The 14,558-nt window shown below is 32.7% G+C and carries 16 protein-coding genes and 1 other RNA gene; 5 read left to right on the top strand and 12 right to left on the bottom strand.

All coding sequences use genetic code 11. The features are described from left to right. The first annotated feature begins 2 nt into the window (after positions 1–2). Entirely contained in the window at positions 3–551 is a 549-nt protein-coding gene (locus tag AC2DGP_RS01145) for an RNA polymerase sigma factor (protein ID WP_484491196.1), read from the top strand. 194 nt (positions 552–745) lie between these two features. Then, positions 746–940: a PID-CTERM protein-sorting domain-containing protein gene (locus tag AC2DGP_RS01140; protein WP_484491195.1), complete on the top strand. Its 195-nt coding sequence runs from the start codon at positions 746–748 to the stop codon at positions 938–940. A 76-nt stretch (positions 941–1,016) separates the two neighbouring features. Here the strand turns inward: AC2DGP_RS01140 and rny are convergent, their stop codons facing one another. The 4 genes from rny to AC2DGP_RS01120 all read right to left on the bottom strand — a co-directional run bounded on the left by rny (position 1,017) and on the right by AC2DGP_RS01120 (position 3,383). Then, positions 1,017–2,588 carry a ribonuclease Y gene (gene rny / locus AC2DGP_RS01135; protein ID WP_484491194.1) on the bottom strand — a complete coding sequence of 524 codons (1,572 nt, stop codon included), beginning with the start codon at positions 2,586–2,588 and terminating at the stop codon, positions 1,017–1,019. A 47-nt stretch (positions 2,589–2,635) separates the two neighbouring features. Continuing rightward, a non-coding RNA gene (ssrS, locus tag AC2DGP_RS01130) (6S RNA) lies at positions 2,636–2,742 on the bottom strand. Between the two features lie 46 nt (positions 2,743–2,788). Further along, complete coding sequence (locus tag AC2DGP_RS01125; RefSeq protein WP_484491193.1) at positions 2,789–3,082, bottom strand: cell division protein ZapA; 294 nt, start codon at positions 3,080–3,082, stop codon at positions 2,789–2,791. Positions 3,083–3,092: 10 nt separating this feature from the next. Further along, positions 3,093–3,383: a hypothetical protein gene (locus AC2DGP_RS01120; RefSeq protein WP_484491192.1), complete on the bottom strand. Its 291-nt coding sequence runs from the start codon at positions 3,381–3,383 to the stop codon at positions 3,093–3,095. A gap of 210 nt (positions 3,384–3,593) precedes the next feature. Between AC2DGP_RS01120 and AC2DGP_RS01115 the strand changes: the two genes are divergently transcribed. Beyond that, a complete protein-coding gene (locus tag AC2DGP_RS01115) occupies positions 3,594–5,291 on the top strand; it encodes a M23 family metallopeptidase (protein ID WP_484491191.1) in 1,698 nt (565 codons plus the stop codon). A 58-nt stretch (positions 5,292–5,349) separates the two neighbouring features. Then, positions 5,350–7,767, top strand: coding sequence for a TonB-dependent receptor (locus tag AC2DGP_RS01110; RefSeq protein ID WP_484491190.1), 2,418 nt, complete (start codon positions 5,350–5,352; stop codon positions 7,765–7,767). Positions 7,768–7,769: 2 nt separating this feature from the next. Here AC2DGP_RS01110 and bcp read toward each other — a convergent pair whose 3' ends face one another. Then, entirely contained in the window at positions 7,770–8,225 is a 456-nt protein-coding gene (bcp, locus tag AC2DGP_RS01105) for a thioredoxin-dependent thiol peroxidase (RefSeq protein WP_484491189.1), read from the bottom strand. 152 nt (positions 8,226–8,377) lie between these two features. Here bcp and nth point away from each other — a divergent pair, with 152 nt between their 5' ends. Beyond that, the gene (gene nth, locus AC2DGP_RS01100) at positions 8,378–9,037 is read left to right on the top strand and encodes an endonuclease III (protein ID WP_484491188.1); all 660 of its coding nucleotides are present in this window, start codon (positions 8,378–8,380) and stop codon (positions 9,035–9,037) included. On the opposite strand, the gene AC2DGP_RS01095 is transcribed toward nth, so the two are convergent. The 7 genes from AC2DGP_RS01095 to AC2DGP_RS01065 form a co-directional block, all read right to left on the bottom strand. After that, positions 9,034–9,966 carry an alpha/beta hydrolase gene (locus tag AC2DGP_RS01095; RefSeq protein ID WP_484491187.1) on the bottom strand — a complete coding sequence of 311 codons (933 nt, stop codon included), beginning with the start codon at positions 9,964–9,966 and terminating at the stop codon, positions 9,034–9,036. The genes nth and AC2DGP_RS01095 overlap by 4 nt on opposite strands. Before the next feature lie 5 nt (positions 9,967–9,971). Next, positions 9,972–10,970 (bottom strand): DUF4421 family protein, encoded by a 999-nt coding sequence (locus AC2DGP_RS01090; RefSeq protein WP_484491186.1) that lies wholly within the window; start codon positions 10,968–10,970, stop codon positions 9,972–9,974. Positions 10,971–11,025: 55 nt separating this feature from the next. Then, the gene (locus tag AC2DGP_RS01085) at positions 11,026–12,390 is read right to left on the bottom strand and encodes a GH1 family beta-glucosidase (RefSeq protein ID WP_484491185.1); all 1,365 of its coding nucleotides are present in this window, start codon (positions 12,388–12,390) and stop codon (positions 11,026–11,028) included. 117 nt (positions 12,391–12,507) lie between these two features. Then, positions 12,508–12,990 (bottom strand): SRPBCC family protein, encoded by a 483-nt coding sequence (locus tag AC2DGP_RS01080; protein WP_484491184.1) that lies wholly within the window; start codon positions 12,988–12,990, stop codon positions 12,508–12,510. Then, positions 12,987–13,670, bottom strand: a complete 684-nt coding sequence (locus AC2DGP_RS01075) for a lycopene cyclase domain-containing protein (protein ID WP_484491183.1) — start codon at positions 13,668–13,670, stop codon at positions 12,987–12,989. Before AC2DGP_RS01075 ends, AC2DGP_RS01080 begins: the two co-directional genes overlap by 4 nt. Positions 13,671–13,675: 5 nt before the next feature. Next, on the bottom strand, positions 13,676–14,077 hold the full coding sequence (locus tag AC2DGP_RS01070; RefSeq protein ID WP_484491182.1) for a sterol desaturase family protein: 402 nt from the start codon (positions 14,075–14,077) through the stop codon (positions 13,676–13,678). 44 nt (positions 14,078–14,121) lie between these two features. Further along, complete coding sequence (locus tag AC2DGP_RS01065; protein ID WP_484491181.1) at positions 14,122–14,556, bottom strand: hypothetical protein; 435 nt, start codon at positions 14,554–14,556, stop codon at positions 14,122–14,124. Between the last annotated feature and the right edge of the window lie 2 nt (positions 14,557–14,558).

The following is a 14,558-nucleotide window of genomic DNA, read 5'->3' as shown; positions in this document are numbered from 1 at the left end:
ATATGGAAAACGATATTTTAACTCATATTAAAAGAGCTAAAAATGGAGAACAATCTTCCTACAAAGCACTTTTAAATCATTATTGGAATGATATCTATAGATTTCAACTTGCCAAAACGAGCAATGAAAATGAAGCTGAAGATATCACCATTCAAACCTTTTCCAAAGCCTTTGACAAGCTAGAGCTGTTTGACGAAAAATATAGCTTTAAATCATGGATTATAACCATTTCTAGAAATATTCAAATAGACGAATATCGAAAATCTAAAACTCCTACAATCTCACTCAATACAGGTTTAAAGGATTCTTATGATATCACTGATGAAGCTCCCTCTCCTGAAGATCAATTAATTATTGAACAAAATCTGGCACAACTTTTAAGATATATCAAACAACTAAAACCACATTATCAGCAAATCATAAATTTGAGATATTTCCAAGAGTTATCATATAAAGAAATTTCTCAAGAATTAGATGAACCTTTAAACAACATTAAAGTGAAATTATTAAGAGCAAAAAAATTACTTGCTGAAATAATTTCGAAACGTTAGCTGATTTTATTGAAATAATGAAATGATTTTTTTACGAACATTATAATATTTCAAATAAAATTACGTTATTTACAGTATACAAATGTTAAGTATTTAGACATTCCCTCGTAATTTGAGACTTAATAATAGTATTTCGTAAGGAAATACGATAATTTTGTACTAAGGAAAAGAGATAAATCTAAATTGCATACGTTTTGTTTAAATTAAATAACTTGAAAAACTATACCCCATTCATATTATTTATAAGTTTAGTACTTATAAATTCAGGTGAGTTGTTTGCTGGTGGGCCACCACCACCTCCTCCTCCTCCAGGTCTACCTATAGATGGTGGTATTCTGTTTTTAGCTGCATCTGCATTGGTATATGGAGTAAGAAACATACGAAAGTAATAGACAAATAATATATAAAGCATAAAAAAACTCCTTAATTAAATTAAGGAGTTTTTTTATGCTTTTGTAAACCTAATTATTTAGCTACATTGACTGCTCTTGTTTCACGAATTACAGTTACTTTAACTTGTCCAGGATAAGTCATATCATTCTGAATTTTCTGTGAAATCCCAAACGAAAGCTCCGCTGCTTTCTCGTCATTCACTTTTGAACTTTCTACCAACACACGCAATTCTCTACCAGCCTGAATGGCATAGGCTTTTTGAACACCTGAAAAACCAAAGGCAAGATCTTCTAAATCCTTTAACCTTTGAATATACGAGTCTAGCACCTGTCTTCTCGCTCCTGGTCTTGCTCCAGAAATTGCATCACAGACCTGAACAATTGGTGCGTATAATGTTTTCATTTCAATCTCATCATGGTGAGCTCCAATTGCATTACAAACGTCCGGTTTCTCTCCATATTTTTCAGCCCATTGCATACCTAACAAAGCATGTGGCAATTCTGTCTCCGTATCAGGCACTTTACCTATATCATGCAACAATCCTGCTCTCTTGGCTATCTTTGGATTTAACCCCAACTCTGTTGCCATCAAGGCACATAGGTTTGCTACCTCTCTAGAGTGCTGTAATAAGTTCTGCCCATAAGAAGAACGGAATTTCATTCTACCCACCGTTTTTATCAATTCTGGATGTAAACCATGAATTCCTAAATCTATTACCGTACGTTTTCCAACCTCAACAATTTCTTGATTTATTTGTTTCTCTGTTTTCTTAACAACTTCTTCAATCCTAGCTGGATGAATTCTACCATCCGTCACTAAATTATGTAATGACAATCTTGCTACCTCTCTCCTTACCGGATCGAAACAAGATAAAATAATTGCCTCAGGTGTATCGTCAACAATAATCTCTACTCCAGTAGCTGCCTCAATAGCTCTAATATTTCTACCTTCTCTACCAATAATTCTACCTTTAACATCGTCTGATTCTAAATTAAAAACAGACACACAATTTTCAATAGATTGCTCTACCCCTACTCGTTGAATGGTATTTAAAATAATTTTTCTAGCATCTTGCTCTGCAGTAAGCTTTGCTTCCTCTAGAATATCTTGAACGTAAGACATAGCATCAGACTTAGCCTCATCTTTCAACGATTTGATCAGCTCAGCCTTCGCATCCTCTGCAGACAAACCAGACATTACTTCTAATTGTTCTACCTGCCTCTTGTGAATCTTTTCAACCTCGAGCTGTTTTTTGTCTAAAAACTCAAGTTTGTAATCATAATCTTTTTGTTTGGCATCTAATTCTTTGTTAGATCTTCGATTTTTATCAATTTCCGATGCCAACTGAGATTCCTTATCTCTAATTCTTTTTTCTACATCAACAACTTTCTTTTCTCTTGCCTGAACCACTTTCTCGTGTTCAGCCTTCAATTCAATAAATCGTTCTTTCGCTTGTAAAATTTTATCTTTTTTAATAGCCTCAGCCTCTTTATGTGCTGATTTTACTCTATTTGAAGCGGTTCTTTTCGCCGATTTTATTATTGATGATCCTTTTCGCTTTTGCAAGATATTGCTTATCAAAAGCCCAATTACCAGACCAACACCAGCTCCTATCGCTACTACTACTATCGTTGTTGTTTCCATTTAATTTAATTATATATATAAAAAAACCTACATCAGTTGGTTTATATAAACTCCCAAATAACAAGTTTAGGACTAACTAGAGGCTCAAGTATTCGATCGAATCGACACGCTTTTACAACTAAGACTCATCCTTTTTAATGGAATTGCGTTGAGTTTATCAAACATTAACTAATGTAGGTAGTATTCTCTTATTCAAGAGATCATCTCAAATTTGCATCTAAAATATCATGCATTTTTTCAATTTTCTCTTTAGCTTTTTGTTCATTTTCTTGATCTACAATATTTGTTATCTCAAGTTGAGAAGCAAATTGTAAAGCACACATGGCTAATACGTCTTGCTTATCACTAACGGCATAATTTTCTTCAAATTTTAAAATTAAGTTGTTTATTTTATCAGCAGCTTTTCTAGTACCCTCTTCCTCTTTTGCAGTGTTTACATGCAAAGGATAAGTTCTACCGCCAATCACAACATTGATTTTAACTTTTTCCGCCATTTTAATGAACTCATTGATTCAATTTAACAATACACTTGTCAATTTCACGAATCAAAGTATTTATTTTGTTTTTTGTTTCTCTGCTATCGGTTCTACTACCTTCAATAGTTTTTGCAATTTTTAGCAACCTATATTTTTCCTGCTCCTCATTATACTTATCTTCTAATTGAGAAACCAAATTTTGTAATTTGTTAATATTGGAAATTAGAATATCATTTTCTTCTTTTAAAAAAGTATATCTTTCTACTAATGTAGTTAACTTACTTTCCAATAAATCAACAGATTCCAAATTTATACTCATAAGTGCGAATTACGAAAACTATCTCTACAAAGTTAACATTCCAAAGTTAAAACGCAACAATTTCTACGTATTTTCATACAGATTTTTAGATTACACATATAAAACACTCAAATACAGAGAGTAAACAGAACTGCATTACATGTGTTTTTTATAATTTTTCATTCTTATATTTTCTAGTAAAACGGTATTTTAGCTCTAAAAAAAACACCCTTGAAAAACAACATTTTATTTACTCTTATTTTAGTTTTATCGATATACAAGACAATCGCTCAAACGCAATACCCACAGGATTATTTCAGAAACCCTTTAGAAATACCAATTATATTAGCTGGTACCTTTGGTGAATTAAGAACGGCTCATTTCCACTCTGGAATGGACCTAAAAACACAACAAAAAGAAGGATTAAAAATTCACACCTCTGCTCCTGGCTATGTTTCAAGAATTAAAGTTTCTAATTGGGGCTATGGAAAAGCACTCTATATAACACATCCTAATGGCTATACAACGGTCTATGCACATCTAAAAAAATTCAATAAAAATATTGAAGATTATGTGAGAAAAAACCAATACCGTCTTGAAAAAGAAGAAATTCAATTATTCCCAAAAAAGGATAAATTACCAATCCTAAAAGATGAAATCATAGCATATTCTGGAAGTACCGGCGGTTTTATTGCTCCTCATTTACATTTTGAAATTCGAAATACTAAAACTGAAAAAATAATCAACCCAATGCATTTTGGGCTAGTCCCGAAAGACACCAAAAGACCAAGAATAAACCATTTAAGAGCTTATTCCTTTACAGATTCTTCCTCAGTAAACGCTAGTAACCTAGCCATCCCCATAAATTTTAAACATATGGCATCCGGCACATACATAGCAAGTGAAGTCAAAGCTTATGGTACCATAGGCTTTTCTCTAAACACCTATGACCAACAAGATGGTGCTCTTAATAAAAATGGTATCTATAAACTTGAAATGTATGTAAACGGAATCAAAAATTTCGAACACAAAGTTGAAACTTTTTCCTTTGATGAGTCTAAATACATAAATCTTCTTATCGACTACCCATATTACGGTGAACACAAAAGAAAATACCAGCGTACACACATTCATCATGAAAACAAATTAAGCACTTATAATAGAAAACTAGGTACTGGAAAAATAAATATTGAAAATGGTAAAAGTTATCAGGTTCAAATACGTGTATCTGATTTTGTTGGTAACATCAGTGAACTTACGATTCCAATAAAAGGTATCAAATCTGCTCCTACCCTAACAGATAAAACGGCAAATACAAATTATTACATCCATAAAAATCAAGAGAATGTATTTCAAATAAATGACGTAAAACTTAAGTTCCCTAAGAATGTTTTCTATGACAACATGTATTTAGATATCAAAGAAAAAGACTCTGTCATTTCTATCCATAAACCTGTTGTTCCGTTACATAAAAATTATTACATCTCTTTTGATGTTCGTAATTTTTCAAAAGAAGAAAAAGACAAAATGTATATTGCCAGTGTTGTAAAAAACAAATACTATAATTATTGTAATACAACAAAAAATGACAGCGTATTCTCCACAAGTACTAGATCACTTGGTTCATTTACGCTTCATTCCGACAAAATACCACCAACTATTGAAAAATGTAGTTTTTACAAAAACCAAAATTTATCAAAATATCATTATTTTAGTATAAAGGTTTATGACAAAGAATCTGGCTTAAAAAAATATCGAGGTGAAATAGATGGTAAATGGATACGCATGGAGTTGAATGTTAAGACAAATAAACTTACTTTTGACTTTAATGATTTAAATCTAACAAATGGGAGCCATACATTTAATTTAATCGCTATGGATAACGTTGGAAATACCCGTACATTTACCTCCACATTTCAAATAAAATAACGAGACGCTTTACTTGAATACAAAATTTACATATTTAATAAAATTTCTATTATGTAGCATGCCAATGTTTGCCCAAACGGCAACTGTAAAGGGATATATACGTGACACTAAAAGAAAGCCTATTGAAGGCGTAAATATTACTTTTACGAATTCCACAAGTGGAACAACTTCTAATAGCAAAGGTGAATACATAATTACCATCCCTGCAAAAGCTGAAATAATTTTAGAATTTAGCCATATTAGTTATAATGATTTCTACAAACGTGTAAAAATCCCTAAAAACAAAACATATCGTTTTTCTCCTATCCTTACCTTAAAAACAGAAGAAATTAACGAGGTAACTATTCAAGACAAAAGAAAAGCCGTTGAAGGTTTTACAACGATCAAAAAAGAAAAAGTAAAAAAACTACCTGGTGCTAATCCAGGTGTGGAAAATCTTTTAATGACCTTCGCTGGTGTTAGTAATAACAACGAATTGAGTACACAATACAATGTGCGAGGAGGTAACTTTGATGAAAATCTTGTTTATGTTAATGGAATTGAAATATACAGACCTTTTCTCGTTCGATCCGGGCAACAAGAAGGTCTAAGTTTTGTAAATACGGAAATGATCCAAAACATTAATTTCTCTGCAGGTGGATTTCAGGCTAAATACGGTGATAGACTATCGTCGGTTTTAGATATTACCTACAGAAAACCAACTAAAACAGCCACCACCATTGAACTTGATATGATGGGCGGAAGTGCTACATTTGAAGGTAGATTTGCTGAAAATAAACTTTCAACCATTACAAGCTTTAGATACAGAGATAATTCACTTCTAGTTAATACAAAGGACACAGAAACAAATTACAAACCACAATTTGCTGATGTGCAAACCTTTTTATCTTATAAATTATCAAAAAAATGGACCTTAGATTTTCTTGGTAATATATCGGTAAATAAATACAACTACCAACCGTTGACAAGAAGGACAACTTTTGGTACCATCACCAACCCTTTGGAATTAGTAGTCGTTTACCAAGGTAATGAAAACGATACCTTCAGAACCTATTTTGGTGCTTTAAATGCTACTTATAGACATGCCGACGACCTAAAATTAACAATTACCTCATCTATATACAATACACAAGAAGAAGAGTATTTTGATATTATAGGAGCCTATTCTCTTAATCAAACAAATGGAGATATAGATTCTCCTAATTTTGGTGAAACAGAATACAGTGAAGGAATTGGTGGACAAATAAACCACTCCAGAAATGAATTAGATGCCTTAATCCAGAACATTCAATTAAAACTTTCTACCAGAGAAGATGACAATTACTATGAATTGGGAATGAAGCTTCAAAAGGAAAATATAAGAGAAAGTATTAACGAGTGGGAAATTATTGACTCTACTGGTTTCTCTATCAGACCACTAGAAAATCAGGTACCTAACAATCAACCTGCAGAACCTTATACAGGTCCGATTGAACCATATAGATCCATAAGAGCTTTAAACAATGTTACTATTAATAGATTATTTGCATACGCGCAATGGAGTAAACAATCTGAATGGAAAGAAAATCAAGTATGGTATAATTTTGGGGTACGTAGTCAATTTTGGAATGTAAACTCGGATAATTTCACATCCGAAACACAATTTACTTTTAGTCCAAGAGGACAATTTTCTATCAAACCTAATTGGGAAAAAGATATGCTATTTAGAGTTTCCGGAGGATGGTATCATCAACCCCCAATGTACAAGGAACTTAAAAACTATGAAGGACAAATTGTAAAAAATGTAAAGGCACAGCAATCTATTCATTTTGTAGTAGGAAACGAATACAGCTTTTTAATGTGGAACAGACCCTTTAAATTTACCACAGAGGCATACACCAAAAGACTAAGTGATGTTAACGCCTACTCTGTTGACAATGTAAGAATTAGATATAGAGCAGACAACGTAACTACAGCAAATGCTATTGGAATTGACTTTAGATTAAATGGTGAATTTGTGCCAGGAAATGAAAGTTGGATTAGCATGGGGATATTAAGTACCAAAGAAAATATTGATGGTAGAGGTGAAATTGCGAGACCAACAGATCAACGATTCAAACTCGGAATTTTATTTCAAGACTATGTACCAAGTGTACCAGATTTAAAAGTATATCTAAACATGGTGTACAATTCAGGTCTTCCTGGAGGATCACCTTCTTACAGTGATCCTTATGAATATCAATCTAGATTGCCTTCGTACAAACGTGCTGATGTTGGCTTCTCTTATATTATTGTAGACCAAAAGAAAACTTATAAAACTGGTTTTCTAAGTAGTTTCGAAGATTTAAACGTAGGAATTGAAATCTTTAATATTTTTGATATTCAGAATTCCAATACCAACACCTGGGTTAGAGACGCTTATACTAAGCAAGCATATGGTGTCCCTAATTACATGACCAGCAGAGTAATAAATGCTCGACTGGCCATGAAGTTTTAATATCATTCAGATAAAATTTGCTCTGCATGAGCTTTTGTTTTTACTTTTAAGATAACATCTTCTATAATTCCATTTTCATCAATTACAAAAGTAGTTCTGTGAATCCCATCATATTCACGCCCCATAAACTTTTTAGGTCCCCAAACCCCAAAAGCCTCAATCACTGATTTATCTTCATCAGCCAATAAAGGAAATGGCAATTCATGCTTATTGATCCAATTTTGCTGCCTTTTTGCCGAATCTGCGCTTACACCTAACACATCATAACCTTTGGCTAAAAATGTTTGATAGTTATCTCTCAAATCACAAGCTTCAGCAGTGCATCCCGGAGTACTCGCTTTAGGATAAAAGAACAACACTAACTTTTTACCAGAGTAATCCTCTAATTTAACAGTGTTTCCTGCATTATCTAAAGCCTCAAAACTTGGGGCCTTATCCCCTATTTTTAATGTTGTCATAATCTTATTTGTCTTTGTTTTAAAGTACCGAAGTTATAAAGTAATAGGCACAAATACAAAACTTAAAACCCTAAACTTACTCTAAATTCTAAAGCGCTAAAACATGCATCATACAAGTATGTTTTGTATTTTTATCCTCTCAAATCAATCACATGACAAAGCAAGAAAAAGTTCAATTTGTAATAGATAAACTTGAAGAATTATATCCCGAAATTCCTATTCCATTAGATCATAAAGACCCTTATACTTTGCTAGTTGCTGTTTTACTCTCGGCACAATGTACGGATGTAAGGGTAAATAAAATCACGCCGCTTCTTTTTGCAAAAGCAGACAATCCGTATGACATGGTTAAAATGTCTGTTGATGAAATTAAAGAGATTATCAGACCTTGCGGCTTATCTCCAATGAAATCTAAAGGAATACATGGCCTCTCGAAAATATTAATTGAAAAGCATAACGGAGAAGTTCCATCTAATTTTAAAGATTTGGAAGAACTACCTGCTGTTGGCCACAAAACGGCAAGTGTGGTACTTAGTCAAGCTTTTAACATTCCAGCTTTTGCGGTAGACACCCATATTCATCGCTTGATGTACCGCTGGAATCTAAGCAATGGAAAAAATGTTGTTCAAACCGAAAAGGATGCAAAAAGATTATTTCCAAAAGAACTTTGGAACGACTTACATTTACAAATCATTTGGTACGGACGAGACTACTCTCCTGCTCGTGGATGGAATCTTGAAAACGATATTATTACGAAAACAATTGGTAGAAAAACTGTTTTGGAAGCATATCACAAACAGAAAAAATCTTAATTTAATTCAGACAACCAGTCTTCCAATCTATCTTTCCAAGTTTCTAACCTACCTTTGTCTATCGCCATAGCAAAACCATGTCCTCCATATGGGTAAATATGCATCTCTGTTTTGACATGATGCTGCTTTAAACTCTGATACAACTGTAAACTATTCTCAACAGGAACTGCCTTATCATCTGATGAGTGCACTATAAATGTCTGAGGCGTTTCGGTGGTTACTTGCAGCTCGTTTGAAAATTGTGTCATCAATTTTTTACTTGGCATTTTACCAAGCAAAGAACTTCTTGATCCCTTATGAGTATAATCATCCTGCATGGTAACTACTGGATACACTAAAATCATAAAATCGGGTCTTGCAGAAACACTCTCTAAAACTGATTCCTTAAAATTATTGGGTGCGTTGAATTGAGTTCCCAAAGTAGAAGCTAAATGTCCTCCAGCAGAAAATCCCATAATTCCAATTTGATCTTTCTGTATACCGTATTTTTCAGCATTTCTACGCACCAATCGCATTGCTCTTTGAGCATCTTGCAACGGAGCTTCATACGATACTTTTACAGATGCAGAATTTGGCATTCTATATTTCAGAACAAAGGCAGTTATACCAATAGAATTTAACCATTTCGCAACATCTGTTCCTTCCCAATCATAAGCTACACTATGATACCCCCCACCAGGACAAATAATAACAGCTTTTCCTTTTTTATTTGGTTTCGCAGGTTCAAATACCTCAAGGGTCGGATTTTGAATTTGAGAAATCTTAAAAATACCGGATTTAGCAGTCGGATAGGTTTCAACCTCATCTGATTTTTTTGAATTAGGGATTCCGTCATTCCATAATGCAATTATATTTTCTTGACTTGATAAGTTTCCTATTTGCATCATACACATCACTAGTAACAAGCTAATCTTATTAAGCTTCAACATAAATATTATTTTTTCCAATTCTTTTTAATTTTCCCCTTTAACTTATAACCAAAAGCCAACTTAGCATTTAGATACCCAAAGATTACATCATCCCCAATATTATAGTCAGTAGTATAATAACCATTGGAAATGGCTAAGTTAACATAATATTGATCCGCATTATAACCTAACATCATAGACAAACCTAATTGATGAATAACGGGTTGTTTTGGCTGATACCCAGCATCATTGGTAGTCACATATTTACTCATCAAACCAATACCAGGTGCTGCATTTAAGGACAAAAAGAAATTATGAGGCAAAACAATTAGTGATGAAAATCCTACCATTACTCCCAATCCAGTTCCTTGAAACTTCTCCACTGGCTCCGTTAAAATAGCACCATCAGTTGGAATAGGAATAATTGACTCATCAGCACTTTGATTATTATATAAAAGAAAACCACCCAATCCTAATGAGAATGAAGATTTTTCCGCGGTTACTAATCCAGTTTTCATAGATGCAATAGAATATTCCGCTTCATGAAACATATACATATATCTAATAGCAGTTGACAAAGACCTGATATCCTCTCTAAACAAAGTTTCACCCGTTGATGCATCGTTTACTTCAAAACCTCTATAGTGTTGAAAATAAAAATCAACCAAATGATTCTTTTTAAAAAATGACCATAAAATATCGTAGCGCTCTGTAGGATTTTCTTCAGAAGCCTTTAGATTAAAAGAGAAGTCTAGAATCAACTTTTTAGTACCAACCCCCAAACCAACTCCATAAGGATTATTAGGACGGTAAGTATACCTGTTCCCGGCAGGTCTTAAAATAAATTGCTGTTGCTTAAAACTACTCAGAGCACGTACAGACCAGTTATTCAGATCCCTATCAATCAATAAGGTATCTATGAATTTTGTGGTTTTAGAAAGATCAATAAACTTAGAATCTTCTTGACCAACCATAGGATTGCAACCAAGTAAAATTACCCAAAGTATGAAGATCAATTTTTTCATACTCGAAAGTAATTATTTTTTTTATTTTATCATTGCATTTTAAGAGGATTATCACTTAAGCATCAGGGTATATCTTCTCTTTTCTCTTTAAAAAATTTTGCAACCAAAAAGCAGATTTTTTATAGGTTCTTTTTTGTGTTTCAAAATCATTAAAAATCAAACCAAACCGAGGCTTATATCCCTCAGCCCATTCAAAATTATCAACTAAAGTCCATAAAAAAACGCCTTTCACGTTGATTCCCTTTTTAATCGCCTTATGAATTTTAGCGAATGTTTTTTTCATGTACTTAATTCGTTTTGGGTCTTTAATTTTACCATCAATTTTTTCATCATTCAAACAGACTCCAGCCTCAGTTATAAATATAGCATCTACTCCCTTATATTTGCTGAATTTTTTAATGGTTTTGTACAATCCTTTATGATAAATTTCCATCCCCATGGAATTCATTTTCACATTTCTTTTACTTGCCGGCACTTCTTTCGCAAATAAAATGGGAGGTAATAAATTATACTTAGCAACAATTCTAAAATAATACTGAAGTCCGATAAAGTCAAAATCAAACTTCATTAATTTTTCGTCTCCTGGCTTAAAATACTTTTTGATTTTTTTCAACCCAATGAACTCCTTATATGGATACCCCAAACCCAGCAATGGTTCAATAAAAAACCTATTGAGCAAGGCATCTACCCTTTTTGCAGCTTTTATATTACTCCATAAATAATTTTTGGGTGTTACATGAGAACAAGAAAAAGTAGTCCCCACATAAGCCCCTTCAACATTTTCCCTAACAATACGACCTCCAATAGCTTGACAGAGTGTGACATGATGTGCCGCCGGCAAAAAGCTTTTCAACCCTTTTTTGCCTGGAGCGTGCTCTCCTGTAAAATAGCCCAAACCGATAAAACTCATCGGTTCATTCACAACCATCCAATTAGTAACCTTATCGCCATATTCTTTCGTGCAAAAATCCACATAATACGAAAACCAATCTAAAATAGAACGACTCGTCCAGCCACCTTTGTCCTCTAGCGTTTGAGGTAAATCCCAATGATATAAAGTAACCCAAGGAGTGATTCCATTGTCTAGACATGTGTCAATCACTTTGTGATAAAAAGCAACACCTTTCAAATTTACCTCACCAGTTCCTTTTGGAAACAACCTTGACCAAGATAACGAGAATCGAAAAGAATCCAAATTTAAATCTTTAATCCTATTTATATCAGCCTCATAGTTATTATAAAAATCAATAGCTTTATTGGCATTTCCATTTTTAAATTTTTTATCATCCGTAAAGGTATCCCAAATAGAAATTCCTTTTCCATCCACATTATAAGCCCCTTCTGTTTGATAAGCCGCCGTAGCAACACCCCATACAAAATCATCAGAGAAATCAGATTTATTTAATTCTTTTTTAGCCATAAGATACAGCTCAAAATAATATTGACTTATTTTAAGTGCTACGCGAAACTATTTCAATCTCTCGAAAATAAAGTATCAATAGAGTTAAATAATTGTAAGTATGATATGAAGAATAGGTTACTTGAAAAGTGCAATAATTTGCTTAGATCTAAATTCAAAAATCCCTTTCAATTGCTTCTTTACAAATAGTACATGGGCAATGTTTCCTAAAAAACCTAAAGGCAATTTATAAGAGACTTTATCTCCTAACCAACATGAATTTTCATCAATTTTCTCAAAAAAATGTTCATGATGCCACATTTTGTACGGTCCAAACCTTTGCTCATCTATGAAAAACATCCCTTTTTTCACCTGTGTAATCTCGGTTACCCAATTCAATCTAACTCCTGGTAAAACACTCACTTTATAAGAAATAATCTGACCTGGATACGCCTTTTTAGGTTTTCCTGACGTTACTTGAAAATTCATTTCTTTAGGAGTTAGCTTCTCTAAATTGTCTGGTGAACTAAAAAACTCCCATGCCTTATCAACAGAAATTGGTGCCTTTTGCCTTGACTCTAACGTAAAAATCCCAGAATGTTTTTTAAATGTAATACTCATTTATTAAAAGCGTTTAATTTTTCAAATAAAAATAAATTTCCAAACAGCATAGAAAAAGCATAACCAATATCTTCTACCGGAATACTTATCAATCTTATACCTAGATTTTCTGAATTGTCATACCACACCACGGGTATTTCCGTAAACATACCTGTAAGAGCTCCATTTACTAGGAAAAACGGAACTAAAATTATCAAAAACGAAATATAAAATTTTTGCAATAATTGGATATTAAAGAACAAACCAATAGCCAACACAACAAACAAAAATGAGTAATTGACAGATGTGTAAGCCTTATGAGGATAACTGTACACCAAAAACAAACACAACAATTTTAGAAATATAGTGAACCACCTTGTAAATTTTAATGACAGTTTAACCTCTGGAAATTTATAAAAAAATGCAAAATGCGTAAATAAACTACAAAAAGGAATTACAAAAAAGAACAACCATTCCTCTATGGGCATTTTAAGAAATTTAATTCCTAAACAATAATTTTCCTCAAACCCCCATATAGCATTTTCTGTAAATATGACATCCCAAATTAAAAAAACAACGGCAATTATCGAAGTCGATATTACAAAATGCCTCCATCTTTTAATAAAGTCAATTACAAAAACGGAAAACAATAAAGGGACACTTAAAGACCCCATCAACAAATAAAAATACAATGGAGTCATGGCACTTATATTTTGAAATATTTATTTGGTACATTGAGCATACCGAAACACTCACCATCTTCTTTCCCTAGGTGTTTATGATGTACTTTATGAGCTTTCCTTAAACCAATCAGATATTTGTTTTTAGTTTTTTTAAACCATTTAAAACGTTGATGAATCAAAACATCATGCACCAAAAAGTAGGTGATCCCATAGAACAAAACCCCCAGACCAATAAAAAACTTATAATTCAATTCTGGATGCACTCCAAAATAAAATAAGGTGATACTTGGAATTGCACCAATTACAAAAAACGCATCATTTTTCTCAAAAGCATGTTGATACCTTGGCTGATGATGATCTTCATGCAATACCCATAAAAAACCATGCATCACATACTTATGCGTTAACCAAGTTACAACTTCCATTGTTAGATATGTAAAAACGGTAATCAAAAAATAAAAAATGTAAATCATATGGAAGTGTTGTTTTCAATAAAAGCTTGAAATTCTTTTGTTATATTATTATTCTGTATTTGTTTCTGAAGATATAATTTATCCTGTTCAATATCATCTTTATACCCCAAAATAGAAGGTGTTTTTTCTTGCAACAATAAACGAACGTATCTTAAATGAACATTTTCAGGATTATCTTTAATCAACAAAGCTAACTTCTTTTTCGTTTTGTTAAAAATTTTCAGTTTTGTAATTGGATTCATTGCATATTCAGCTTGCTTCATTTCAACAGCACAAACATAAGCTTGAACCATGACACTAGAATTATTAGAGAACTTTTTTAAAAAAGATTGTTCCTCTTGTTTTGTTCTTAGTTCATGAAAGTTTTTAACAATAACCTGATCTTCCGAAAAAAATGCCATAAAAAACAAACACATAAAAAAAACTTTCATTC

The organism is Flavicella sp. IMCC45537 (genome assembly GCF_057197705.1).
This window is presented reverse-complemented; position numbering and strand designations above follow the sequence as displayed.

Bases quoted from the DNA above. Each gene is read 5' to 3' on its own strand.
- AC2DGP_RS01145 (WP_484491196.1), top strand. From the start codon at position 3: ATGGAAAACGATATTTTAACTCATATTAAAAGAGCTAAAAATGGAGAA.
- rny (WP_484491194.1), bottom strand. From the start codon at position 2,588: ATGGAAACAACAACGATAGTAGTAGTAGCGATAGGAGCTGGTGTTGGT.
- AC2DGP_RS01125 (WP_484491193.1), bottom strand. From the start codon at position 3,082: ATGGCGGAAAAAGTTAAAATCAATGTTGTGATTGGCGGTAGAACTTAT.
- AC2DGP_RS01120 (WP_484491192.1), bottom strand. From the start codon at position 3,383: ATGAGTATAAATTTGGAATCTGTTGATTTATTGGAAAGTAAGTTAACT.
- AC2DGP_RS01110 (WP_484491190.1), top strand. From the start codon at position 5,350: ATGCCAATGTTTGCCCAAACGGCAACTGTAAAGGGATATATACGTGAC.
- bcp (WP_484491189.1), bottom strand. From the start codon at position 8,225: ATGACAACATTAAAAATAGGGGATAAGGCCCCAAGTTTTGAGGCTTTA.
- nth (WP_484491188.1), top strand. From the start codon at position 8,378: ATGACAAAGCAAGAAAAAGTTCAATTTGTAATAGATAAACTTGAAGAA.
- AC2DGP_RS01095 (WP_484491187.1), bottom strand. From the start codon at position 9,966: ATGTTGAAGCTTAATAAGATTAGCTTGTTACTAGTGATGTGTATGATG.
- AC2DGP_RS01090 (WP_484491186.1), bottom strand. From the start codon at position 10,970: ATGAAAAAATTGATCTTCATACTTTGGGTAATTTTACTTGGTTGCAAT.
- AC2DGP_RS01085 (WP_484491185.1), bottom strand. From the start codon at position 12,390: ATGGCTAAAAAAGAATTAAATAAATCTGATTTCTCTGATGATTTTGTA.
- AC2DGP_RS01080 (WP_484491184.1), bottom strand. From the start codon at position 12,990: ATGAGTATTACATTTAAAAAACATTCTGGGATTTTTACGTTAGAGTCA.
- AC2DGP_RS01075 (WP_484491183.1), bottom strand. From the start codon at position 13,670: ATGACTCCATTGTATTTTTATTTGTTGATGGGGTCTTTAAGTGTCCCT.
- AC2DGP_RS01070 (WP_484491182.1), bottom strand. From the start codon at position 14,077: ATGGAAGTTGTAACTTGGTTAACGCATAAGTATGTGATGCATGGTTTT.
- AC2DGP_RS01065 (WP_484491181.1), bottom strand. From the start codon at position 14,556: ATGAAAGTTTTTTTTATGTGTTTGTTTTTTATGGCATTTTTTTCGGAA.